Source organism: Methylophilales bacterium (assembly GCA_019823025.1).
Taxonomy (GTDB): domain Bacteria; phylum Pseudomonadota; class Gammaproteobacteria; order Burkholderiales; family Methylophilaceae; genus BACL14.
Map to the genome: position 1 here is coordinate 712,038 of CP081940.1, position 25,085 is coordinate 737,122.

Annotated in this window: 24 protein-coding genes; 10 read left to right on the forward strand and 14 right to left on the reverse strand. The window is 32.0% G+C overall.

Translation table 11 applies throughout. The features are described 5' to 3' along the window. Positions 1–32 precede the first annotated feature (32 nt). The gene (gene gcvH / locus K6112_03870) at positions 33–407 is read left to right on the forward strand and encodes a glycine cleavage system protein GcvH (GenBank protein QZP17174.1); all 375 of its coding nucleotides are present in this window, start codon (positions 33–35) and stop codon (positions 405–407) included. Here gcvH and K6112_03875 read toward each other — a convergent pair. Continuing rightward, positions 404–817: a DNA polymerase III subunit chi gene (locus tag K6112_03875; GenBank protein QZP17175.1), complete on the reverse strand. Its 414-nt coding sequence runs from the start codon at positions 815–817 to the stop codon at positions 404–406. The two genes, gcvH and K6112_03875, sit on opposite strands and share 4 nt — an antisense overlap. A gap of 11 nt (positions 818–828) precedes the next feature. Next, a complete protein-coding gene (locus tag K6112_03880) occupies positions 829–2,304 on the reverse strand; it encodes a leucyl aminopeptidase (protein ID QZP17176.1) in 1,476 nt (491 codons plus the stop codon). A gap of 44 nt (positions 2,305–2,348) precedes the next feature. Here K6112_03880 and lptF point away from each other — a divergent pair, with 44 nt between their 5' ends. Further along, positions 2,349–3,461: an LPS export ABC transporter permease LptF gene (gene lptF, locus K6112_03885; GenBank protein ID QZP17177.1), complete on the forward strand. Its 1,113-nt coding sequence runs from the start codon at positions 2,349–2,351 to the stop codon at positions 3,459–3,461. After that, the gene (lptG, locus tag K6112_03890; GenBank protein QZP17178.1) at positions 3,458–4,528 is read left to right on the forward strand and encodes an LPS export ABC transporter permease LptG; all 1,071 of its coding nucleotides are present in this window, start codon (positions 3,458–3,460) and stop codon (positions 4,526–4,528) included. The genes lptF and lptG overlap by 4 nt, the downstream gene beginning before the upstream one ends. Here the strand turns inward: lptG and K6112_03895 are convergent. After that, on the reverse strand, positions 4,506–4,907 hold the full coding sequence (locus tag K6112_03895; GenBank protein QZP17179.1) for an RDD family protein: 402 nt from the start codon (positions 4,905–4,907) through the stop codon (positions 4,506–4,508). The two genes, lptG and K6112_03895, sit on opposite strands and share 23 nt — an antisense overlap. Before the next feature lie 22 nt (positions 4,908–4,929). Further along, a complete protein-coding gene (locus tag K6112_03900) occupies positions 4,930–5,217 on the reverse strand; it encodes an N-acetyl-anhydromuranmyl-L-alanine amidase (GenBank protein QZP17180.1) in 288 nt (95 codons plus the stop codon). A 72-nt stretch (positions 5,218–5,289) separates the two neighbouring features. On the opposite strand from K6112_03900, the gene ampD reads away from it, so the two are divergent. From ampD to K6112_03915, 3 genes are read left to right on the forward strand one after another with little or no spacing between them, the layout of a single operon-like run. Beyond that, positions 5,290–5,847 carry a 1,6-anhydro-N-acetylmuramyl-L-alanine amidase AmpD gene (gene ampD / locus K6112_03905; GenBank protein ID QZP17181.1) on the forward strand — a complete coding sequence of 186 codons (558 nt, stop codon included), beginning with the start codon at positions 5,290–5,292 and terminating at the stop codon, positions 5,845–5,847. Then, positions 5,847–6,908: an efflux RND transporter periplasmic adaptor subunit gene (locus K6112_03910; GenBank protein QZP17182.1), complete on the forward strand. Its 1,062-nt coding sequence runs from the start codon at positions 5,847–5,849 to the stop codon at positions 6,906–6,908. The genes ampD and K6112_03910 overlap by 1 nt, the downstream gene beginning before the upstream one ends. A gap of 3 nt (positions 6,909–6,911) precedes the next feature. Beyond that, positions 6,912–9,971, forward strand: coding sequence for an efflux RND transporter permease subunit (locus tag K6112_03915; protein ID QZP17183.1), 3,060 nt, complete (start codon positions 6,912–6,914; stop codon positions 9,969–9,971). Here the strand turns inward: K6112_03915 and K6112_03920 are convergent. The 4 genes from K6112_03920 to purM are packed head-to-tail and all read right to left on the reverse strand — an operon-like array spanning position 9,961 to position 14,182. Further along, a complete protein-coding gene (locus K6112_03920) occupies positions 9,961–11,181 on the reverse strand; it encodes a dicarboxylate/amino acid:cation symporter (protein QZP17184.1) in 1,221 nt (406 codons plus the stop codon). The genes K6112_03915 and K6112_03920 overlap by 11 nt on opposite strands. After that, complete coding sequence (locus tag K6112_03925; protein ID QZP17185.1) at positions 11,181–12,446, reverse strand: RsmB/NOP family class I SAM-dependent RNA methyltransferase; 1,266 nt, start codon at positions 12,444–12,446, stop codon at positions 11,181–11,183. The genes K6112_03920 and K6112_03925 overlap by 1 nt, the downstream gene beginning before the upstream one ends. Then, positions 12,439–13,197, reverse strand: coding sequence for a DUF3108 domain-containing protein (locus tag K6112_03930; GenBank protein ID QZP17186.1), 759 nt, complete (start codon positions 13,195–13,197; stop codon positions 12,439–12,441). The genes K6112_03925 and K6112_03930 overlap by 8 nt, the downstream gene beginning before the upstream one ends. Then, a complete protein-coding gene (gene purM / locus K6112_03935; GenBank protein QZP18481.1) occupies positions 13,172–14,182 on the reverse strand; it encodes a phosphoribosylformylglycinamidine cyclo-ligase in 1,011 nt (336 codons plus the stop codon). Before purM ends, K6112_03930 begins: the two co-directional genes overlap by 26 nt. 126 nt (positions 14,183–14,308) lie before the next feature. Between purM and K6112_03940 the strand changes: the two genes are divergently transcribed. Then, complete coding sequence (locus tag K6112_03940) at positions 14,309–14,908, forward strand: DnaA regulatory inactivator Hda (GenBank protein QZP17187.1); 600 nt, start codon at positions 14,309–14,311, stop codon at positions 14,906–14,908. Positions 14,909–14,918: 10 nt separating this feature from the next. On the opposite strand, the gene ahpF is transcribed toward K6112_03940, so the two are convergent. The 3 genes from ahpF to K6112_03955 form a co-directional block, all read right to left on the reverse strand. Next, complete coding sequence (gene ahpF / locus K6112_03945) at positions 14,919–16,469, reverse strand: alkyl hydroperoxide reductase subunit F (protein QZP17188.1); 1,551 nt, start codon at positions 16,467–16,469, stop codon at positions 14,919–14,921. Between the two features lie 70 nt (positions 16,470–16,539). Continuing rightward, the gene (gene ahpC / locus K6112_03950; protein ID QZP17189.1) at positions 16,540–17,109 is read right to left on the reverse strand and encodes a peroxiredoxin; all 570 of its coding nucleotides are present in this window, start codon (positions 17,107–17,109) and stop codon (positions 16,540–16,542) included. A 98-nt stretch (positions 17,110–17,207) separates the two neighbouring features. Beyond that, the gene (locus K6112_03955; GenBank protein QZP17190.1) at positions 17,208–18,629 is read right to left on the reverse strand and encodes a M48 family metalloprotease; all 1,422 of its coding nucleotides are present in this window, start codon (positions 18,627–18,629) and stop codon (positions 17,208–17,210) included. Positions 18,630–18,680: 51 nt separating this feature from the next. Between K6112_03955 and moaC the strand changes: the two genes are divergently transcribed. Genes moaC through K6112_03970 form a run of 3 tightly spaced genes read left to right on the forward strand, consistent with a single transcriptional unit; the run spans position 18,681 to position 22,060 of the window. After that, positions 18,681–19,148, forward strand: coding sequence for a cyclic pyranopterin monophosphate synthase MoaC (gene moaC, locus K6112_03960; GenBank protein QZP17191.1), 468 nt, complete (start codon positions 18,681–18,683; stop codon positions 19,146–19,148). 12 nt (positions 19,149–19,160) lie between these two features. Continuing rightward, entirely contained in the window at positions 19,161–20,822 is a 1,662-nt protein-coding gene (locus K6112_03965) for a tetratricopeptide repeat protein (GenBank protein QZP17192.1), read from the forward strand. Further along, a complete protein-coding gene (locus tag K6112_03970) occupies positions 20,777–22,060 on the forward strand; it encodes an O-antigen ligase family protein (GenBank protein QZP17193.1) in 1,284 nt (427 codons plus the stop codon). Before K6112_03965 ends, K6112_03970 begins: the two co-directional genes overlap by 46 nt. A gap of 26 nt (positions 22,061–22,086) precedes the next feature. On the opposite strand, the gene K6112_03975 is transcribed toward K6112_03970, so the two are convergent. The 3 genes from K6112_03975 to K6112_03985 are packed head-to-tail and all read right to left on the reverse strand — an operon-like array spanning position 22,087 to position 25,083. Beyond that, positions 22,087–23,217 (reverse strand): glycosyltransferase family 4 protein, encoded by a 1,131-nt coding sequence (locus K6112_03975; GenBank protein QZP17194.1) that lies wholly within the window; start codon positions 23,215–23,217, stop codon positions 22,087–22,089. Beyond that, positions 23,208–24,089, reverse strand: a complete 882-nt coding sequence (locus K6112_03980) for a mitochondrial fission ELM1 family protein (protein QZP17195.1) — start codon at positions 24,087–24,089, stop codon at positions 23,208–23,210. The genes K6112_03975 and K6112_03980 overlap by 10 nt, the downstream gene beginning before the upstream one ends. Next, entirely contained in the window at positions 24,076–25,083 is a 1,008-nt protein-coding gene (locus K6112_03985) for an FAD-dependent oxidoreductase (protein QZP17196.1), read from the reverse strand. Before K6112_03985 ends, K6112_03980 begins: the two co-directional genes overlap by 14 nt. Positions 25,084–25,085 lie beyond the last annotated feature (2 nt).

The following is a 25,085-nucleotide window of genomic DNA, read 5'->3' on the forward strand; positions in this document are numbered from 1 at the left end:
AAAGTATATTGTAAATCGCAAAAGAGTTTTTAATGACATATCCAGATAACATCATATATTCAAAAGACCACATTTGGCTTAAACCAAATGGTGATTCTTATATTTTAGGAATTACAGACTTTGCACAGGATTTACTTGGAGATATTGTTTACGTTGAAATAAATAAAAATAGTGAGTTCAAAAAAAATCAAGCGCTCGGCTCAATTGAGTCAGTCAAAACAGCATCAGATATCATTGCGCCTGAAAATGGAAAAATAATCTTGATTAACCCTGAAATTGAGTCCGCGCCAGAAAAAATTAACGAAGACCCTTTCGAAATATGGATTTGCCACGTGGAGTTTATGAGCGAGGTTGAGGAAACTGATTTTTTATCAAAAGATAAATACTTAGATCTAATCAAAACCTAAACTTTTTTTGCATCAATACTCTGTATGTTGTAACCACGATCTTTAAAGAATTGAAATCTAATTCTCGCTAGTTTTTTATCTTCTTCATCAATTGATACTATTTCAAACAAATTTAAGTACCTGTTGAAACCATCAATCATCTGAGATGAAATATTTATAATGGTGTCGTCCATCCACTCAATACTTTTATTGCTTAAAGTAATCTTATTAAGATGATGATGATTATTTTCTTCATGTGGGAAAAAGCTATCAGAACTCCCTCCCCACAATTTATCAGATAAATGATTTAATTGAATATCATTTGAACAATAAATCAGAGAATTTCTTTTTTTATTTAGCCTCTCCGGGAGTAACGAAAAAACTAAATCCGTTTTACTTTCAACGTTAAAAAAAAATTTAATATTTGTCAAAAGCGTAAATTTTATTTTTTAGACTTATGCATTAAAAATTGACTTAGTAAGCTAACTGGTCGTCCTGTAGCACCTTTATTTGCTCCAGAATTCCATGCAGTCCCCGCAATATCTATATGTGCCCATGAATATTTTTTGGTAAATCTTGATAAGAAGCATGCTGCTGTGATACTGCCTGCTGCTCTTCCTCCGATATTAGCAATGTCCGCAAAATTACTATTAAGAAGTGGTTGATACTCATCCCATAGTGGCATTCGCCATGCCTTATCAATTGATTTTTTACCTGCCGCAAGCAAATCATTTGCAAGGTCATCGCTCTTGCTGAAAACTGCTGATGCATGATGGCCGAGTGCAATTACACATGCACCTGTTAGTGTGGCTATGTCAATTACGGTTTCTGGTTTATATCTCTCTGCATAAGTTAATGCATCACAAAGGACTAATCGTCCTTCTGCATCAGTATTAAGGATTTCAATTGTTTGCCCTGACATACTTGTTACAATATCACCTGGTTTAACAGCAAGCCCATCTGGCATATTTTCACATGCAGGAATTAAACCCACTACATTAAGTGGTAAATTTAAGAGCCCAATAGTTTTCATAACTCCCAGAACTGTTGCAGCACCACACATATCATATTTCATTTCATCCATTGCCGCACCTGGTTTAAGAGAGATGCCACCTGAGTCAAATGTAATACCCTTACCGACTAACACAACAGGTTTTGAAGATTTTTTACCTTTCTTGTGTTCTATGATAATGAACTTTGGTTCTAATCTGCTACCTTTTGCAACCGATAAAAAGGAACCCATTTTTAATTTTTCAATCTGTTTTTGGCTTAATGCTGTTGATTTCATCTTAAAATCTTTAGCAATTTTTTTTGCTTGGTTTGCTAGATATGTAGGAGTACAAATATTAGGGGGTAAATTACCTAAATCTTTAGTTAAATTCATACCTTCTGCAATAGCCTGACCTTCTTTTATACCCAATTTAATAGCATTACTGTCCAACTTGTTAGCCTGGAAATTTATTTGGTAGTTATTTTTTGGGGCTTTTTTATCAGATTTTAGAGAATTAACTTCATACGATTCATCTATGGCTGCCTTTGAAAAAAGGTTGGCTACAGTGCCCTGATTAATTTTTTTATTAACAAATTGGTTGACCGGTAAAACTACTGTACCGCATTTAATTGATTTCAACTTTTTAAAAATATTTTTTGCTGATTTCAATAGATCTTCTTCATCAAGGCTATCCTGATTTTGTATGCGAACAAAACATGTCCTTTTAAATTCTCCGTGCATATGCTCTATATTTATCGAGCCAGTATTTTTAGGGAGGTCATCTAGCTTTATTATTAAGTTAAGGGCATCTTGCAAAGTTTTGCTTAAACTCAGTGACGAGCATAGCTGATTACTTTTATTAACCGCCAATATGATAATATCAGCAGATAATTTTGAAATTGAATCTGACTTTAGTTGAAATTTCATTTAACATTCCTTAATGTTGTCTATAAGAACTAAACTTTAATTAAATGCTATATAAAACAAAACTAAATAAAGAATTATTTTATACAGCTATATCAACAATTCTTATTCTTACAGGAGTCGTCGTCGCTCAGAGAATTGTCTATGTTTTTCGACTTGCAGCAAAAGGTATTATACCTAATGACACGATTGATACGATTTTAGTTTTTAATTTATTAAAACACCTCCCCCTTTTACTTTCAATTACTTTATTTTTAACCATCTTAATGGCGCTCAGCCGATGGTACAAGGACAGTGAAATGATTGTATGGCTAAGCTCTGGATTAAGTTTGTCAAAGCTAATCAAGCCTATTATTTATTTTTCAATTCCAACTATTTTGTTAATTGGTTTTCTTTCTTTCCTTGTAAGCCCTTGGGCAGTGCAAAAGGTCGAAGAATATAAAAACGGACTGAAAACTCGTGATGAGTTTTCAGCAATTAGTCCAGGCATTTTTAAAGAATCAAAGTCTGATAATCAAATTTTATATGTAGAGGGATTCAGTGAGCTAGGGAATACCGTCAATAATATTTTTATTCAGTCTTACCAGAATGGAAAGCTCGGGGTTATGGTTTCAAGTAAAGGAAAGAGGTATGCCAATGAAAAAGGTGAAAATTATATTGTTTTACTTGATGGAAAAAGATATGAAGGTGGCAGAGAAACTGAAGAATTCACTACAGTTAAATATAAGGAATATGGTATTTTAATTGAAAAAGATATCCCCACACTTTCTGCGGTTGGTGCAAGAGTTTCAAAAATGGAGGCAAAAAAAACAACCGAACTAATAGGTAACTTATCAAATAAGAAGTTTCAAGCGGAGTTTCTTTGGAGGCTTTCTCTTCCAATATCTACATTCATTCTTATAATAATTGCAATTCCATTGAGTTTTAATAATCCTAGATCAGGGAGATCCATGAATATTATCGCTGCAATATTACTTTTCGTTATTTATAATAATGCTGTAAGCATTTCAAATAGCTTAATTGCAACTGGACAACTTAGCATTTGGATAGGCTCTTGGTTTTCACATTTTATTTTTCTCAGCATTGCTATTTATTTAATTTATAGAAGATCACTTAATCTAAATTTAATGCCAACTTTTTTTAAAAAAAATAATAAATGAATCAAGTCACCAAATATCTAAATAAAGAACTTTTTTTAGGGATTACTTTGTTTCTCTTTGGAGGCATTTGCCTTTTTTCTTTCTTTGAATTTATTCAAGAGATTTCCGATTTAGATGATAAGAAGTATGGAGTAACACAAGCAATCGTTTACGTCCTTCTTACAATACCAGGACACATCTACAAACTCATTCCAACTGCCGTATTAATTGGTGCAATGTATACCGTTGGTCAATTGTCCCATCAGTCAGAATTAATTGTTTTAAGATCTAGTGGCCTTTCAATAAAACAGATTGCAAGAGCTGTTATGCCTATTGCGATTTTTTTTAGCATTCTTACGTTTGCTGTTGGAGATTTAATAACGCCAAATAGTGAAAAAAATGCCCAACAACTCAAAACAAATGCAACTAATACCTCAATTAGTATGGAATTTAAATCTGGCTTCTGGATGAAAGATGGGAATAATTTTGTAAATATTGAAAATGTTCTGCCTGATGCATCATTGTCAAATATACATATATATGAGTTTGATGATCAATTTAATTTGAGAACCATCATTGATGCAAAGAATGGAAAATTTGATGATGGAAATTGGGATTTAACTCAAATAACAGTTAAAAATTTTATAGATAATCAGATCATTACAGAAAAAATAGAAAAGGGAAATTGGAAGTCATTGATACGCCCTGAAATGATGAATGTTTTGATAATTTCACCCGACAAAATGTCAATTTTTAATTTAGTCAAATTTATTAATTATCTTAAAATTAACAATCAAAGGTCTTCAAAATATGAAACTGCCTTATGGGAGAAATTGATTAACCCACTGATGCCCATTGTCATGATTCTATTTGCCCTTCCCTTTGGTTTTTTACAACAACGATCTGGAGGTAAATTCCTAAAAATGTTCATTGGTATTTCTATCGGAATTGGCTATCAGATTATAAATACATTGTTTAGACATTTAGGCTTATTGAATGACTGGCCTCCCTTTTTAAGTTCCCTGCTTCCTTCTTTTTTATTTCTTTCTCTAGGTATATATATGATTATGAGGTTCGAACGTCTTTAATTTTTAATCCTAAAATCAAATCATGCAAATATTGCTTCGCTCCAAATAAGATATTCATATAAAAAATAAAAAATAAAGTTAAACCAATACAAACTAAAAAGTACCTTAGTACACAAAAAATAAATTTATTTTTTTTAGGGATCTCAAGCTTTATTTTCCAAGCTTTCATCGCTAAAGTTTGGCCTCCATAATACCAAGATGAAACAAAATACACACCTGAAGTAACCCATAAAATAAACTGGAAAAGATGAGGATGATCTATCGAATTAATTGCACAGATATATATCGTGATAAATGCAATTAGAAACCATAATGCAATTTGGATAAGTAATTCATAAAAAAAACAAGAGTAGAGCCTTAATATATAATTTTTTTTCATTTCAGTGACAAGAAAGTACTCTTTATTTTTTTATGGCATGAATGACTGGTATTAGAATTAAGGCAATTAAACACCCTAACGCGGTTCCAAATGCTAATGCCCAATTTAAACTGACTGCCCCACCCATAAAATCACTTACTGTGTTACCAAGACCAGCGCCAATAATTGCACCTAAACCCACTTGAAAACGTCCAGGCAAATATTTTTCTAGTCCAAGCCCAAAAAATGCTCCTACAAGCATTACCCCGTTATCTACAATCCCAAACAAAACTGCGTCAAAAAAAAGTTTAAAGAATTCGTCTGTCAACATAACATCACCTCATGTCTCTAAAAATTTAAATCAATTACTTAATTATTTAAATACTTGATTATAATTGAATCAATGACTTCTCAAGATAAATTATTTAGGATTGATGAAAATGGGTATCTTCCCCAGGTGACACAAATTGAGTCCCCTAATTTTGATTTAAGGCCATCCAAACAAACCATTTCATTAATTGTTATTCATTGCATCAGCCTTCCACCAAATCAATTTGGCAATTCTTATATTGAAGATTTTTTTAAAAATGACCTTGATTTAAGTCAGCATACCTATTTTAAAAAGATAAAAGATCTTAAGGTTTCCTCACATTTTTTAATTAAAAGAAAAGGTGAACTAATACAGTTTGTATCTTGCCTTAAAAAGGCTTGGCATGCGGGCGAGTCGGTTTGGAGAAATAAAAAAAATTGTAACGATTTTTCAATTGGAATAGAGCTTGAGGGTTCAGATGTTATAAAATACGAAGATATCCAATACAAAGTTCTATTAAAACTTTTAAAATCTTTGCGCATGAAATATCCTGTCACAGATATAGTCGGTCATAGTGATATAGCCCCTGGTAGAAAAACTGATCCAGGTCATTTTTTTGATTGGAATTTAATAAACTCGGAAAATTTTTAATGTTTAAAAAAGTTTTTATTTTGTTTTTTTTATCCCTGATTCTTGTTGGATGTGGACAAGAGGAAGAAATAGAGAAAAAGAAACAACGAATAATTAATATTAGTACTTCGCCAGTTCAAATCTATAACTTTAAAGATCAAGAATCAGCTATAGGGACTATTGAAGGCCTAATTGACCCTACAATCAGATCAGAAATTGCATCTTCAGTTAAAAAAATATATACCAAAACGGGCACCATTCTAAAAAAAGGAGATCTTATTGCACAGCTTGATAATCAGGATTATCGCTATCAACTTGAATTAGCTGAAGCCGAATTAAGTCAACTTAAAATACGCTTAAATGGTCAAAATAAAACTTACCAGAGAAATTCTGAATTAGTTGATGAGAATTTTATTTCTCCTAATGCGCTTGATGAAATAGTAAATCAAAAAAATGAAACAGAAGAGTTAATAAAAATATCAGAGGCAAGAGCTAAGATAGCTAAGTATAGACTAAGTAAAACTAAAATATATTCACCTATTAGCGGAAAAGTTGAGAAACAGATAGCCTCTATTGGAGATTTTTTAAAAATAGGGGATCCAATAATTCAGATAATGAATAATGATCGCTTAAGAGCCCATGTTCCCTTTCCGGAAAAATTAGCGACAAAACTTAAGCCCGGATTACCTATTGAATTAAAAAGCCCCATAGTAGAAGAAAAAATTATAGTCAAAATTGCAGAATTAAAGCCCCAATTAATTTCTGATAGTCTTTCAATTGATGTTATTGCTGATATTATAAATCAGCCTAATTGGCAAGCTGGGGGAAGCGTTAGGGGGACAGTAATTTTTAAGGAAATAAGCAATTTATGTGTTCCTGAACAAAGCATAATCCTCAGGCCAGCTGGACAAGTTGTTTATGTAATTAAAAATGATGTTGCATATGAAAAGCCTGTTCAAACGGGTATCACCCAAAATGGAAAAACAGAAATTACTTCGGGTTTAAAGCTTGGCGAAATAATAGCTGTTGAGGGTGCTGCTTATCTTACTGATAAAGCTAAAGTTAATATTACGCAAAATTAAATAATGACGCTGCCTGAAATTTCAATTCGAAGATATGTTTTAGCCTGGATGATATCTGGCATCTTTGTGCTGCTTGGTATCATTGGTTTTCAAAAAATAGGGATTGATAAATTCCCTATGGTTGAATTTCCCATCCTATCTGTCACAACCTCTCTTGAGGGGGCAAATCCAGAAATTATAGATTCTAGTATTACAAATATTATCGAAAATGCTGTCAATACAACTCCTGGAATTGAGTCTATTCGATCTGAGTCTTCCCCAGGTGTATCAGTGGTAAGCATTACCTTTAATTTAGATAAAAATATTGAAGTAGCATTTAATGAAATTCAATCAAAAGTGAGTCAAGTTGCTCGTAGACTCCCTAAGGACATTGTCCCTCCAGTTGTAAGAAAAGTTGAAACAAATGCAAGTGCAATCATGTGGCTATCTTTAACAGGTAATCGAACAATTCAACAACTTAATTTATATGCCTCAAACATCTTAAAGAAAAAAATCGAAACAATAGATGGTGTCGGTGAAATTAGATTGGGCGGTAAAAGAGATAGAACTGTAAGAATAAATCTTTTACCTGAAAAAATGTCTGCACTTAAAATTACAGCTGAAGATCTTATCTCCGCATTTGATAATGAACACGTCCAATTTCCGGGAGGATTTCTTGTAAGATCAAAATCAGAAAAAATGTTTAAACTCGATCTAGAGTTTCATAATGTCAATGATATCCAAGAAATGATTATTGCTTACAGGGATGGAGGAGCAATTAAGGTTAAAGACATTGCTGAGGTTGAGGATGGTCTTGATGACTATAGAGAAACTGCAAGGTTTAATGGTGAAACAAGTATTGGCTTAGGCATTGTAAAAGTAGCAAACACCAATACCGTCGATATCATAAAAAAAGTGCAAGAAAAAATTGAAAATGAAATCACACCAAACTTACCTCCAGGATTAAAAATTCAGTATTCAACAGATGATTCAATTTATATCAAGTCTATGGTGAAGTCGCTTCAGGAGCATATTTTGGAAGGTACTATCCTGGCATCGCTCATTGTTCTTTTATTTCTGGGTTCGATAAGATCGACGTTAATTATTGCTGTAGCTATACCAATCTCCCTATTAGGAGCCATAGCTATTATGTATTTCTATAACTTTACTTTTAATAGCATGACATTATTAGCTTTGATCCTACTCATTGGAATTGTTGTTGATGACTCCATCGTTGTTCTTGAGAATGTCTTTAGACACCATAAAAAGATTGATAAAAACATTTTTAATGCATCTATTAATGGGAGCAATGAAGTGGTTTTTGCCGTGTTAGCCTCATCTATTGCTCTAGTGTGTATTTTTGGTCCGGTTATTTTTATGGAAGGTATTGTTGGTCGTTTCTTTGAATCATTTGCTATTGTCGTCACAAGCGGTGTGCTTGTTTCATTAGTCGTTTCACTTACATTAACCCCAATGCTATGTTCAAAATTCTTAGAAAAAAAAGAAAAACCAATTAATGCCTTATCAAAATTTGATAGTACTTTTATGAAGGTTGAAAAATTTTATAAGCAAATCTTAACTTGGTCACTAATTCATCGCTGGAAAGTTCTTTTGTTGAGCTTTCTTATTGTTCTATCGAGTGGATTCTTTTTTTCAAAAGTCGAAAAAACTTTTTTGCCGGAACAAGATGAAAGTAGATTTAGTGTTAGGTTTAAAACCCCACTCGGTTCCAATATGGACTATACCTATAAAAAATTACTTGAAATTGAAAATGTTCTTGATAAATATGATGGTGTTATCAAGGGTGTATTTTCTTCCATTGGACTGGGAAGCAGGGGTCAAGTCAATTCAGGGTTTATAAGTGTCATGCTGAAAGATAAACAAAATCGCCTGCTGTCTCAATCAGAAATAATAAAACAGATTAAAGGTGATTTTGATTCTTTAACTGGAGTGAAGGCCTTTATATCTGCTCCCTCCATTGCTGGCGGAAGGCGATCTGAACCTTTACAATTTTCTCTCATCGGACCAAATATTGAGACCGTTTCGTCCTTAGCAGATCAGCTACAATACGAACTGTCACAAATCGAAGGTCTAGGGCGCATTGATTTAGATTTACAACTCAGTTTACCTCAAATGAATCTTCAAATTGATAGAGAGAGAGCCGCGAGTTTTGGAATTAGTGCAGCCAATATCGCAAATTCGATTTCCGTTTTTAGTAATGGGCTTGATGTAGCTCGGTTTAACGATGAGCCTGGGGATGGACAAAGGTATGATATTCGAATGAAAGCAAAAGAAGGTATTATTGAGGAGATATCGGACCTTAAAAAAATTAATTTAAAAGGAGATACGGGAGAACTTGTTCGACTTGATTCTATTGCAAGCTTCACAGAAACGCTAGGTCCAGCTGTCATGGGTAGACAAGATTTACAATACTCTGCAAATTTTTATGCTAACCCAACAATTTCCCTTGGTGAAGCCGTCAAAGTTGTAAACAATGCCAGTCAAAAAATACTTCCTAGTGAGTACTCTATTAAGCTTGTTGGTCAGGCTAAAGAATTTGCCAAAACCACCAGTAATATTTTATTTGCTTTTTCCTTAGCAACAGTTCTCTTATACATGGTTTTATCAAGTCTATTTAATTCTTTCTTTCAACCCTTAATCGTAATGCTCGCCCAACCTTTGGCAATTATTGGTGGAGTGATGTTGTTGTGGGTAACTGGGAATAGCCTGAATATATATTCAATGATTGGAATGGTTTTATTAATTGGCTTAGTTGCCAAAAATTCCATTCTACTGGTCGATATGACCAACCAAATTAAAGCAAAGGGTAAGAGTACTAATCACGCACTTTTAGAAGCATGCCCCATAAGGTTAAGACCTGTTCTTATGACCTCACTGACACTTATACTTGCTCTTCTTCCAGCCGCATTAGGGTATGGTGCAGGATCAGAAACTAATGGTCCCTTATCGGTTGCTGTTATTGGTGGCATGTTATCTTCTACACTACTCACCTTAGTCGTTATCCCATCAGCTTACTCATTATCATTAGATTTTTTAGAGCGAAGAAAAAAAGTTAATCCTTAACTAATTTATCAATAATTAAGGTCCCTACTAAATCGCCTTCAACATTTACTGTTGTTCGAAACGTGTCTAGCAAACGATCCATTGGTATTAATATGCCAAGAGCTTCCAAAGGAAGTCCCAACACTTGAAGCACCATAGCCATTGTCACCATTCCCGCACTTGGAATTCCAGGGGCTCCAATTGAGGCGATCATAGCAATAAAAAATAAAACAAACTGTTGAGATAACCCTAAATCTAGTCCTACTAAATTTGCGATGAATAATGCCGCTGCTGCCTCATACATTGCCGTTCCATCCATATTCATCGTGGCACCGATTGGCAAAACAAAATTAGAAACATCTTTTGATGCACCGAAGTTATTCTGTGATGCTTTCAGTGTAATAGGGAGTGTGGCACTACTCGAACTTGTTGCAAATGCCGAAATAAATGACACTCTCCCGCCTTTCCATAAAGACAAAATATTTACTCTATTAAAAATGAATAATAGAGTTGGTAAAAATATTATTCCGTGAAATAAAATTACTCCGATAACAATCAGTATAAAAATTCCAACTTGAGAGAAGATTGCTATATTTTGACTAACCACCATATTTACCAGTAAGCCGAATATGCCAAAAGGGGCAATATACATTATCCAATTTACAATTTTAAAAATTATTTCATAAAAGCTTTTAAAAAAATCTCTTGCTGGGTTTAATGCTTTATTTTTTTCATTTAGCGCTATGCCAATCAAGATAGAAAATATAATGAGAGGTAAAATTTTTCCATTTGCCAGTGATGCAAACGGATTTTCAAATAAACCTAAAATGAATTGATAAATAAAATCTTTAAAAGATAAAGCCTCAGACGTTACTACCTCATTTAGCTGCCAAGCATCTATAGAAACGCCTATGCCTGGCTTAAACAAATTCATTGCTATCATTGCAATAAAAACTGCGAAAAACATGGTTCCGGCAAAGTATAAAAGTGTTGATCTCCAGATAGTACCAGCTTTATTAGAGGAGACTAAGTTTGAAATTCCATTTACAATAGAAAAAAATACCAGAGGAACTAAAATCATTTTTAACGTGGTAATAAAAATTTGACCTGCCAAAATAGATATATCTGAAATATATTGAAGTATTAATGAATCGGGAAATTTTTTTATGACTAATCCAATTATAATTCCCGCTATCGCTGCAAGCAGTATATATTTATTTGCATTTTTCATTATCTAACTCTCTCCATAACTGCTCCAAAAAAACCATCTGTGTCATTTTCGTATGGATTTAGCTTTAGGTATTTTTTATCGTCCAAAGTAACACCAAACTTATCAAGTATTGCAGATTTTGATATTAATTTAAAATCTGAATTTTCAAATAGAAAATTTCTCACTTGCTCCTCATTTTCTTCATTAAGCAAACTACATGTGGCATATATTAATAATCCTTTTTTTTTGCATAATCTGGCTGCCGAATGAAGAATGTTCTTTTGCTTAGCTATTAGCTCCATCAATGACTTTTCTGAGTGCTTCCATTTTAGGTCTGGGTTTCTACGTAATGTCCCAAAGCCAGTGCATGGTGCGTCAACGAGAACCCTGTCGAACTTTTCTTTTAACCTCTTAATTTTAAGATCATTTTCACTTGAAATTCTTTGTATTGAAATATTTGATGCACCTGATCTTTTTAATCTAGTTTTTAAGCTATCTAATCTTTTATCTGAAATATCAAAACTATATATTCTTCCAGTATTTTTCATCATAGCTGTCATAGCTAAGGTTTTACCTCCGGCCCCAGCACAAAAATCTGCGACCATCTGCCCTCTCTTTGCATCAGCTAAATATGCTAATAATTGACTCCCCTCATCTTGAACTTCTATGTTGCCCTCAAGATATAGTGGATGTTTCTGTATGTAACTTCCTCTAGGTAAATTAATACCAATTGGCGATATTTTGGCTTCTAGAATTTGGCTTTCTACCTCCTGAAACGATTCCTTTAGTTCAGTCATTATCTCTTGCCTACTTTTCCCTTTAAGGGTGTTTACTCTGACGCAGAGTTGCGCAGGTAATAAAAGGGCGTTAGCAATTTGTATGGCCTTTTTTTCATTGTATTGAGCAGATAACTTTAGCCAAAACCACTCCGGTAAGCTTAATTTTGCTGAGAGATCAATATTTGTTATTTTATTTGCTTTTACTTTGGATAGCCACTTTCCATCATCCTCACTGATCATGGGCAATAAATCACGAATACTCCTTCCTTTTAATTTAATTAAATATATAAGAATTAATTTAAATGGATTTGATGTTGAACCTAAAGCCTCAAGATATCTTTTATTTCTAATGACATTAAAATAAGTATCAGCAATGAGTGATCTCTCAGATTTGCCTATATTTTTATTTTTTTTAAAAAAGAAACTCAATTGAGAATCAGCTGGAAAATTATTAGAAAAGCTTTCTTCTAAAACCTCGGCACATGACTTTATAGAAAATCTATTCATCTATTTCTTTAATATTAAGATCTGTATTTTTTAAATTTTGGTCAATCATTAATCCACCTTTCATCTTTAATCTTATTTTAATAGGGATTCTATAAGCACTTTTTGAGAGCCAAATAAAATGCTTTGAATTTTTAACTGAGGTAATTTCACCCTCATATAATTCCGTTTGAAAATTTCTTTCATTGATTCTTATACTTTCATCCTTAATTTTTTTATATTCAATATTCCTAACCTTTTTTCCTTCTAAAAAATTAAATGTATACGTTGGCTTAGTTTTTTCAAAATGAAATTGTAAAATTAACGTTGGGATATCTAATAAATTACCCACATATTTTTTTTCAGTTAACTTTTTTTTGTAGTCAACTTTTAGCTTGTCATTCTTTCTATCGTAAGTTACAGATATATTTTTTTTTGGTTTTTTTAGGTCATTAACTAAAAATGAATTGAATAAAAGCCCCTTATTGCTTACTAAACCTTCACTCTGAATATCTTTATCTCCAAAAAATTTTAGAAATCTTTTTGTTTTTAAAAAAACATTCAAATCATATTTTTTACTTTTCTGCTTATATTGTAATTTTATTTCACCAGAGGATATTTGGGTATTTTCTACCTCAATATTTCTAAGTTTTATAAACTGGAATAGCTCATAGTCAATGTAAAAATTCTCTGGTAGCTTCTTGAAGGCAAATAGACTTTGAGAAAAAAGTATTAAAACTAAAAAATACTTAGATAATTTGTATTTGTGGTTCATCTACAACTTTTTTGGTTATTTTTCCAATTTCAAAGGCATTTTCTTTTGAATTTCTGAGGGATGTCATTACTCTGTCTTTTGATTCTTTTTTTACTATGATAACCATACCAATTCCACAATTAAATGTTTTAAATAATTCGTCATCATCTAGGTGTGCTTCAGATTTTATCCAGTTAAATAATTTAGGGATTTTCCAAGAATTTTTCGAGATAACAGCCTTGAACTCATTAGGAATGACTCTTGGAATATTCTCAGTCAAGCCGCCTCCAGTAATATGTGCCATTGCATTTATTTTTTCAGTTTTTAAAACTTCTAAAATTGATTGCGTATAAATTTTCGTAGGCTTGATTAATAAATCACCAATAGTCTCATTATCAATTTTTAAATCTAAATTTATTTTTTTTTCAGATATTATTTTTCTAATCAGAGAATATCCATTTGAATGTGCTCCAGATGAACTAATACCAATTATGATATCGCCTTCATCTACACTTTTACCATCGATTATTTTAGTTTTATCTACTGCACCAACACAAAAGCCAGCTAGGTCGTACTCATCACCTTGATACATCCCCGGCATTTCTGCAGTTTCACCTCCAACCAGAGAGCATTTTGCTAGCTTACATCCATCACTGATACCCTTGATAACTTTTTCAGCAATTTGAGTATTTAATTTTCCACATGCAAAATAATCCAGAAAAAATAAGGGCTCAGCTCCTTGAACAATAATATCATTGACGCACATTGCAACTAAGTCTTGTCCTATCGTGTCATGTTTGTTAAGTTCAAATGCTAATTTTAGCTTTGTTCCTACGCCATCAGTGCCAGAAACAAGTACTGGATTATTGATATGATTTGGCATCTCAAACATTGAACCAAAACCACCTAACCCACCTAAAACCTCTTTTCTAAAAGTAGACTTTGCGTGTGGTTTAATTTTTTCAATTAGGTTATTTCCAGCCTCAATATTTACCCCAGAATCCATATATGTAATTGAGTTATCTTCAGATTTTTTTTGAGACAATTTGGTTTAATCCTTATTAGATTTGCGAGTTTATGTATAGTAAGATTTTAACTTAATTTTACTTAATAGGCACATGGTGCCACAGGAATGATGGATCAACTTTTACTTGACATACAAACACCTAAGGTTAAATCATTTGAAAATTTTATTATTGGTGATAACTTTGAAGCAATTAGCATTATAAAAAAATTTATAACTGACAAAAACCTTCAATTTTTTTATTTGTGGGGTGTTGAAGGCTCAGGGAAGTCGCATTTATCCGATGTGGTAAAAAGAGGTAACATTTTTGTTATTGAGGATATTGATATTAAAAATAATATGGAGCAAGTGGAAGCTTTTAATATTTTTAATGATTGCAAAGAGAATGGTAAAAAACTTTTCATAACTGGGGCTAACTCTCCCAACAACATGGGTTTGCGGGGTGATTTAGCAAGCAGACTTAGTTGGGGTCTTGTCTATCAAATTAAACCACTAACAGATAGCGAGAAGAAATTAGCATTATTGAGTCATTCAAAACAAAAGGGGATGTCATGTAGCGAAAATGTTATTGAATATTGTATGAGACATTTACAAAGAGACTTACACTACTTAATCGCAACCTTGGATGCATTAGATAATTGGTCCTTAAAGACGAAAAAGCCAATTACTATTCCCCTCCTAAAAAAACTTCTTGAAAACAAAGAGTAAATTTTTTTATTTAATGCCTTATTAGATAGTCAAAAGCTCCTAATGCTGCTTTAGAGCCTTCTCCCATAGCTATAATGATTTGTTTATAAGGTATTGTTGTGACATCGCCTGCTGCGAAGACACCTTGCATTGATGTTTCTCCATGGTCATTGATTTCGATTTCGCCATATTGGCTTAATTTTATATCTTCTTTTACCCAATCACTATTTGAATTTAAACCAATTTGAATAAATACTGCTTCAATATTTATTCTCTCTTCTTTTTTATGTTTTCTATCTGTATAAACTAAGTGCGTTACTTTATCTGAACCACAAATTTCATTTGTTTTAGCATTTAGTACAACCTCAATATTATCTAAGCTATTTAATCTATCAATTAATACCTGATCCCCATTAAGCTCGGAAGCAAACTCTAAGATAGTGACATGCTTAACGATACCTGCTAAGTCAATTGCGGCTTCAATACCTGAATTCCCCCCTCCGATTACAGCTACATCTTTTCCCTTAAATAGGGGTCCATCACAATGGGGACAATAGGCTACCCCTTTCCCCTTAAATTCTTTTTCTCCAGGAACACCTAATTCCTTCCAGCTTGCACCAGTGGCAATAACGACCGACTTAGATTTAAGAATGCCTCCGCTATTTAGGTGAACTTCAAATAATAAATCATTTACTTTTACAATTTTTTTTGCTGACTGAAGATTAATGACGTCAACATCATATTCTTTTACATGTTCTTCAAGCGCTTTCACTAACTTTGGGCCTTCAGTTTTTTGTACAGAAATAAAATTTTCTATCCCAAGTGTATCCATGACTTGTCCGCCAAAACGCTCAGCAATAATTCCTGTTTTTATTCCTTTCCTTGCAGAATAAATTGCAGCCGATGCACCAGCTGGACCTCCACCAACCACAAGGATATCGAAAAGCTCTTTTTGGGATAATTGATCAGCTTTTTTTTCACCAGCCTTTGTATCAATTTTATTGATAATCTCCTCTAATTCCATCCTGCCTTGTCCAAACTCAACATCATTTAGAAATACTGTTGGAACTGACATTATTTTTTTTCTTTTAACATCATCTTGAAATAGAGCACCATCCACCATGCAGTGACTTATATTAGGATTTAAAAGTGATAGGACATTTAAAGCTTGCACAACATCTGGGCAGTTATGGCATGATAAGGAAATGAAGGTTTCGAAAAAGAATTCTCCTTCTATGTTTTTAATTTGATCAACTAAATCTTCTGAGATTTTAAGTGGGTGCTCACCCACCTGTAACAAAGCTAGTACTAGTGATGAAAACTCATGTCCTAAAGGAATGCCTGCAAATTGAATACCGGTTGTTTCATTAGGTCTATTAATTTTGAAGGATGGCGTTCTCTCAGCCGTATCTTTATGAATATTGAGAGAAATTTTCTCTGTCATCTCTGCTAATTCAACCAATAGTTCACTCATATTAGTTGAAACTTCACTTTCATCGACAAATGCTTCAATCACCACATTAGAATTTAGCTTAGCTAAATATTGTTTTAATTGTACTGTAATTTCAGTTGAAAGTGCCATAAATTGTCTTCTGGGGCAAAGTCTTGGTTGGGCCAAATTTTTGCCCAACCAAACTAAACTATTTCAGAATTTAAATTTTCCCTACTAAATCAAGTGATGGAGTTAATGCCTCTTCTCCTGGCTTCCAAGAAGCTGGGCATGCTTGATTTGGATTTGCTGCAATATGTTGAGCTGCCTGAACCTTTCTTACTAAATCGGCTGCTGAACGACCTATACCTAAATCATTTATTTCAGCAGTTTTAATGATTCCATCTGGATTTATTATGAATGATCCTCTCAAAGCTAACCCTTCTTCTTCAATCATTACATCAAAGTTTCTTGATATTGCCCCTGTCGGATCTCCAATCATTGGAAATTTTATTTTTTTTATTGTTTCTGATGTGTCATGCCAGGCTTTGTGCGTAAAATGTGTATCTGTTGATACCGCATACACTTCCACACCGATTTTTTGTAACTCTTCATAGTGGTCTGCAAGATCTCCCAGCTCAGTTGGACAAACAAATGTAAAATCAGCTGGGTAAAAAACAACAGCGGACCATTTTCCTTTAAGATCAGCCTCGGTCACTTCTATGCCGCCTTTTTCGCTGTGAAATGCTGTCGCCTTGAAAGGCTTAACTTCTGTATTAATAATTGAAGACATGTTAATTTTCCTATAATTGGTTAATGACAAAACATAATAGTTTATCTATGTTACTTAGTATAATTTTATATTAAAATCATACTGATAAGTAAAACTTATCATTTATCTCTTGTGTGAAATTGTTGCTCTCTTTGGAATTGTTTTAATCTTGATTCAACTCTAGACTTTTCATAAAAATCACCATCATTTGCTTTAATTGCTAAGTCCATCCTCATAATTGCCTCCTGAAGATTAAAATTATAATAAGCGGCTTCTGCTAGATTCTCATATTCAAGTAGTTTTTCTCCTTGTTTTGCATAAACTTTTGCATACAAATTATAAAGAATAGGGTCTTGTGAAAATTTTTGTTCGTTTTTTTTCAAAAGTTTTAGTGCTTTTGCTGTTTCTTGGGTTCTTAGATATAAATCAGCAAGGCCAAAGACAAAAGATCTATTTGATGGGAAAAAATTTAAATTTTGTATATACAATTTTTTTGCTTCTATAACTTTATTTGTTTTTATTAAATAATTTATATAAAGCTGATTTAACATTGGATTTGATTGTTCATTATCAAATAACCATTGAATCTGTTCTTGTGATTTAGTAAATTCGTTGTCCATTAAATAAATATATGCAAGTGCAAACCTTTCTCCAGCTTCATTAATATATATTTTATTTTTAATATTTTCCTCTAAAATATTTTTCGTATTACTTTTATCTCCAAGAAGTGCCTTTAACTTACCCTTGACGTAGTTAAAAGTTTGATTACCCAACCTTTGCTTATATGGATAATCTTTTAACCGATCTTCAATATCACTTATACGGTTCCTTGTTATAGGATGGGTTTGTAAGAAAGCTGGAGCCGCTCCCCCAGAAAACTGGTTAGCTTTTTTAAGCGTTTCAAAAAAATCACGGGCACCTCTAACATCAAAGCCGGCATTATTTAACGTTTGAATTCCAACTCTATCTGCTTCTTTTTCATTCTCCCTTGTAAAGTCAAGTGCACCTTGAACTGCACCTGCAGAAGCTCCAGCTATAGTAGTACTTGCAAGTTGAGGATTAGATCTAGCAAATAAGAGTGCAACGGCCATTAAAAAAGTTGACTGGTAAGAAGCTCTTTCCTGTTGAGCTAAAAACCTTGAAATATGCTTTTGATTTATGTGAGCTATCTCATGACTTATAACACTAGCCAATTCTGATTCAGTATTTGAAGCGAGGAATAATCCTGAATGGACACCAATAACGCCACCAAGCATTGCAAAAGCATTTATTGAAGAATCATTTACAATAAAAAATTCAATTTTTTTTGCGGGGTCTGTGCTTGCATTTATGAGTCTTTTGCCTAATAAATCGAGATAGTCTGAAATCTCAATATCCCTAATAATGCTGTCGCTTTGATTAACTTGATATAAAATTTGTCTGCCGATGAAAATTTCTTCAGTTTCACTTATTTTGGAGGAGCTATAGTCACCGAGTTCAGGCAAATTATTAGCCATTACAATAAAGCTTAAGAAAATTAATATTAATAGAGTTTTTTTCATACATTGATATTATTATTGTAATTATTATTAATTATATCGGAAGATAAATAGATGTTTACTCATATTGATGAAAATGGTGATGCCACCATGGTCGATGTCTCAAAAAAGGACGATACTTTGAGGGACGCGATTGCTCAGGGATCTATAATACTTAATAAAGAAATAATTAATGCTATTATTAAAAATAGAAATAAGAAAGGAGATGTTCTATCAACATCTAGACTTGCAGGTATCCAAGCAGCAAAAAGAACCTCAGATTTAATTCCATTAGCACATAATTTAAATCTTACTAAAATTGAAATTGAATTTTCTATTGATGATGAAAGGAATATAATTAATTGCAAAAGTTTAGTAAGGTGTTTTGGTAAAACTGGGGTTGAAATGGAAGCACTCACCTCTGTTTCAGTCGCCTTACTAACAATTTATGATATGTGTAAATCTTTTAGTAAAAATTTATCTATTTCAAAAATAATGCTGTTAAAAAAATCTGGCGGTAAATCAGGTAATTGGTCTAGGTAATTAAATAATTTAATGGTTTTGAATAAACATAAAAATGATGATGATATATTTCAAGAAAGTATCCAGTTTCATCAATCTGGAGATTTAAATAAAGCACAAAAAGGATTTGAATATTTAATTTCTAAATATCCAGAAAGTGCTGACTTATGCAATAGTCTTGGTACTTTAAATCTCCAAATAGGTAATGACAAAAAAGGATGTTCATTGCTTGAAAAATCACTACAAATAAATCCAAACCAACCTATGATTAGCTTTAATCTTGGCAATTCTTATCTTAATCAAAAAAATCCCACAAAAGCTCTTGAATTTTATAAAACAACAATAACAAAAGCTCCTGAATATTTAGAAGCGTACATAAAAAAAGGGGAGCTTTTAACTAATCTTAAAATCCATAATGAGGCTATTGATTGTTTAAAGAGTGCTCTAAAACTTGATCCCGAGAATTTACAAATTTTAAATTCTATGGGTATTAATCTATTAGAAATTGGTGAGGCAAAGAATGCTTTAGAATATTTTACTAAATGCATAAAAATAAATAAAACTAATGCAATCTTTTATAACAATGCTGGTTTAGCTTCCTATAAAATGAATAGATTTGATGAATCAATAGAATACTTCAATCTATGTATTAAAAACGCACCAACTACAGGATACTTTTATAGTAATCGTGGCTTATCTTTTCAGGCATTAAAAAATTTTAATTTAGCTATGGAAGATTTTAATAAATGTATCTCCCTTGATCCAAAGTACCCAGAATCTTATTGGAATAAATCATTACTCCATCTTTTTCAAGGAAATTTTAAAGACGGATGGGAGCTATATGAATATAGGTGGCAAAGCTTTGCAAAAGAATGGGTAAGGGATTATCCAAAAAAATTATGGTTGGGAAATGAATCTATAGAAAATAAAGTCATCTTCATATATCCCGAACAAGGCCATGGTGATTTTATTCATTGTTTTAGATATATAGCTTTATTAAAAGATTTACATCCGAAGAAAATAATCTTAGAAGTCACAGAACCTTTTTATAACATAATCACCTCTCAGGATCTTGAAATAGAGGTAATTGGCCCAAACGTTCAACCCCCTGAATTTGATTTTTATTCCCCTATTATGAGCCTCCCACTTGGATTCAAAACTAAAATTTCAAATATTCCAAATAAATGCCCTTACCTTCAAACAAACTTAAACAAAAATAAAATTTGGGAAAAAAAATTTAAAAATAATAATCATTTGAGAATTGGTTTAAGTTGGTCTGGGAACCCACTACATAAAAATAATCACAATAGAAGTATGTCACTTGACGATTTTTCTGAATTATTATCTCTTCCTTTTGAATTTTACTCTCTTCAAAAAGAGATGCCTCTTGAGGATTTAGAGGTACTTAATAATTCTAAAATTATTGATCATGAAAATTCATTAATAGACTTCTCTGACACTGCATCACTTATTAAAATGATGGACATTATAATATCTGTTGATTCTGTAATCGCTCATCTTGCCGGTGCATTAGGGAAAAAAACTTTTTTATTGCTTCCGGAAAAATCAAGTTTTTTATGGATGAATGAGAGAAAAGATTCGCCGTGGTATCCATCTATTAAAATTTTTAGGCAATCGACCTTGGGAGATTGGAAAAATCCTATAGAAGAGCTTATTTGCGAGCTTCAATCATGACTGCTAGTATAAAAAATTACTTCCCATATCTTCTTCCATTACTTTTAATATTCTCTAGAAGTTTAGCTGATGTCACAATAGTTTTAATTAGTCTTTTATTTTTATACCATTCATACAAAAATATAGGTTGGCATTGGGTAAAAGAAAAATGGTTTTGCTTTGCATTAATTTTTACAATTTATTGTCTGATAATTAACTCGGCAATGAGTATTGACCCAACTGAGACTTTTGCCTACTCATTATTTTTTATAAGATGGCCAATATTTGCAATGGCATTATCCTACTGGATCTTGAATGATATTCAATTACTTAAGAAATTTTTTGTATCAATGATAATTGTCTTAATTTTTATAATTTTTGATACTTGGTGGCAATTCTTCTTCGATAAAGATATTTTTGGGTTAGAGAAAATCAATGCAGTCAGATTAACAGGTCCCTTTTCATCTCCTCATGTTGGTATGTGGCTAGCCAAATTAGCTATGCTTCCCCCATTGCTTTTAATTTTCTACAATAAATATAAATTAAAACAGCAGAATAATTATTTAATTTACTCGTTCTTCATAATCTGTACTACATTATTTCTTACAGTTTTCATTACTGGAGAAAGAATGTCACTTTTATTAACACTTGCAAGTATTTTTATTGTGTTCATAGGGTTTATTTTTGCAAAATTATTCTCATTTAGAAAAATATCTATTCTTTTATTAATATCTTGTATTGTAATATTATTTTTTGGATATTCTTTTCCTGACACTACTCAGCGTGCATTTTTTTCAGCAATTGAAAAAATATTAAACTGGAGATCCTCGGATTACGGTCTAGTTTGGCAAAGTGCATATGACGTTTGGATGCAATCTCCAATTTTTGGAGTTGGGCTTCATAAATATAGAGAGGCTTGTGAAAATCTTGGAATTTATGGTTCTTCATACCTGCAAGCCATTGGGTCAGGAGTTTGCTTTCACCCGCATAATATCTCCCTTCAATTACTTTCTGAAACAGGTTTAATTGGCTTTATATTGTTCTATATAATGGTGTCCGTCCTGGCATTTTCATCTCTAAAAAATTACTATAAAGAAAGGTTATGGCTTTCTTTTGCTTTAGTTTTTAATATTATTTTTACTTGTTTCTTACCTATTGCATCAGGAACAAGCTTTTTTGCAAATAAATATGGTGCGATTATTTGGTTATTAATTGGAGTGATGTTGGCAATAAATAGATTATTTGCAAAAAAAAATTAATTTTTTAAAAATTTATTGGAAAAAGGCTATCTAAAAGTTACCCTTTTTTTAATAGACTGTTTATACACAGTTAAGGAATTCTCCAACATTTTTTCAATTGTAAAAAAGGTATTCTTCCTGATTTTTGGAGGTTTAGAAATCCACCTTATAGCTAAATTTTTAACGGCATCTATTTTTCCAATGCCTACCAATCCATTTGGTAATAATTTTTTTAGCTGCTCTTCAACTCCACCATGTGAATATGCAATCACTGGAATTCCTAAACTTAGACTTTCAAGAGAAATTCGACCGAAAGCTTCAGGCTCTTTTGATAATGAAAATACTATTTTTGAAATAGACATTATCTCTCTTAGATCTTTACGGTGCCCAACAAATGTTATTTGTTTTTTTATCTTAAGACTTTTTATTTTATCTTTCAAGGCTTTGGTAAAGTTATGCTTTTTCTTCTCATCCCCTACAATTAATCCGTGAATATTAGGATTTATAAGAGTAATTTCTTTTATTAATTTTATAAAGTCATCCTGCCCCTTCCAACGCGTAATTCTTGCTGGTAAAGTAAATATAATTTTACCTTTGGTATGCGGGAATTCTTTATACCAATTTTTTAACCATGCTCGTGAAGGTTTGAATTTTTGAAAGAAGAATTTACTTGATACTCCACGATAATTTAAGAAGATTTTCTTTTTATCAATATTATAATTTCTCTCTACATACTTCTTAATCATATTTGAAACAACAATTACTCTATCTCCTTTTGTCATAATGCTACTATAATAATTTACCGAATAAGGTCCATGAACAGTAGTTATAAAAACTGGTCTCACAGATTTTTTAATTAATTTTAATGCCAAATAACATACCCATGCTGGCAATCTTGATCTCGCATGAACAATATCGATCTTATTTTTTTTAATGAAATTGATCATTTTTACAACAGTAAAAATTGTAAAAATACTTTTTTTACCTATAGCGAGCTTATAATGCTCCCCCTTATCACTTTTTAATTCTTCTACCATTCTCCCACCATTGGATATCACTATAGAACGGTATCCCATATCCACTAAATACTTATTGATTTCCAGAGTTCCTCGTTCAACTCCACCTGAGTTTAAATCTGGTAGAACTTGTAAGATAGAAATTTTTTTATTTAAAACCATTTTTTTAGAATAAAGTTAGCAACTCTTTTCACTTCATTTTGAATAGGTATTTTTCTTTTAATATTATTTTTAATTATTTTTATCTCTTTAGATAATTTTGAATCTTTTTTTGCTTTAAGATCAATAATATCCACATCTGCACCACTTGTTAGGGCTTCGGTTATCATCGAATATGAATCATTAGTAACCCAAATATTCTTTACTTTATTAATATGCTTATCAAGCCAGTCCCCTTTAATTTGTGAATATTCGTAGACTTTAATATTATAAATGTTTAATTTATTTAATTCGCCTACAAAATCGAATGGCGTTCTTCTTGAAGTAGTTAATAATAACCTTCTAAATTTAAATTTCCTTGAAATCTTACATATTTCTTGTAAGACCAACCTTGAATCCCAAAAAAAATGTTTGGAGGGGCCTCCTATTAGGATTAAACCTATATTTTCCTTTTTATTAAGATTTGAATTGAAGTTAACTAAACTATTTTGGGTGGTAATAATATTAGCACCACCTTTTATATCATCATGTTTTGGGATAATGCACAAATCAAAAAAAATAAGGGGTATGCTTGGCTTCATAATGACAACAATTTTTGAATTAAAACATCTTTTTATAGCTAATAAATGTAAATGAGTTTTATGCCCTGCACCTATAGCAATATCAGGTTTTGTTATACCTTCAGGTAACTTATAATTTTTAAAGATTATATTTAAAATTGGATTGCGTTGATCTTGGACATTGAAATCAAATAATCTACACTTAGTTTGGTTCATTAGACTATCAACAAGGGCTAATGATTGTTTATCGTGACCTGCTTTGCCATCTGTAAAGCGCCATATAACCTTAATTTTTTCATGTTTATTTGTCTTCAATTAATTTTAATACCTCGTTAGCAGATTTTGGAGCCATTGTAATACCATATCTATAGTGCCCAGAATTTATATACACATTTTTATAATTGTTATCTTGCCGAATAAACGGAATGTTCCCTTTTACACCCGGTCTTAAACCAGCCCATTGCTTACAAGGCTTAAAATTTCTTAATTCAGGAACAAGATTGATAGCCTTTTCATTAAGTTCATTTGCCGCTTTTGCAGTAACTGTTTTATCAAAACCTACATTCTCAATAGTGCTTCCCGCCAAAATAGAACCACATTTTCTTTGTAATAAATAAAAATTTTCCGAATAAAGAATTTTATCTAGTTTAATTTCAGATTTTGGATATCTAATCATTTGACCTCTTATTGGATAAATTTTATTTTTGTAATCATCATTAATTTCTGAGCTCCACGCTCCTACCGTGGTCACAAAAAAATCGCCCTTTATAAGTTCATTTTTTTTAGTTGGCCATCCATCTAAATAATTAGATTTTTTTTCTATTTTACGCATATTCACATTTTCTATAAGCTCAATGCCAAGTCTCGAAATATACTGCTTTAAAGATTTCATTAGTTTTGTTGGGTTAATTTGGGCTACTTTTGCAAGTTCATATGATGGCCTATTATTAAATAAATATTCTTTTATAGTAAAATTATTTTTTTCTCCCCATTGCACAATTTTTTTTTTATCTGATGGATCAATACATATCATTCCCGACTCAATAAATTCTGGGTCTTCAAATCCAGCCTTTATTAACTTAATTGATAAATTCTTATAAAAAGATAATGCGCCTATACATAAATCAAATACCCTTGATTCATAATTCCATGGCATTAATGGGAATATGATGCCCGCTCCTGCTGCTGATGATTCTTCACCAACAAATGATTTGTCTACTAAAGTGACATCGTAACCATTTTCTTTAAGTTTAATTGCAGTTATACAACCTACAACTCCTCCCCCTATTATTACGGCTTTTAAAGCCACAA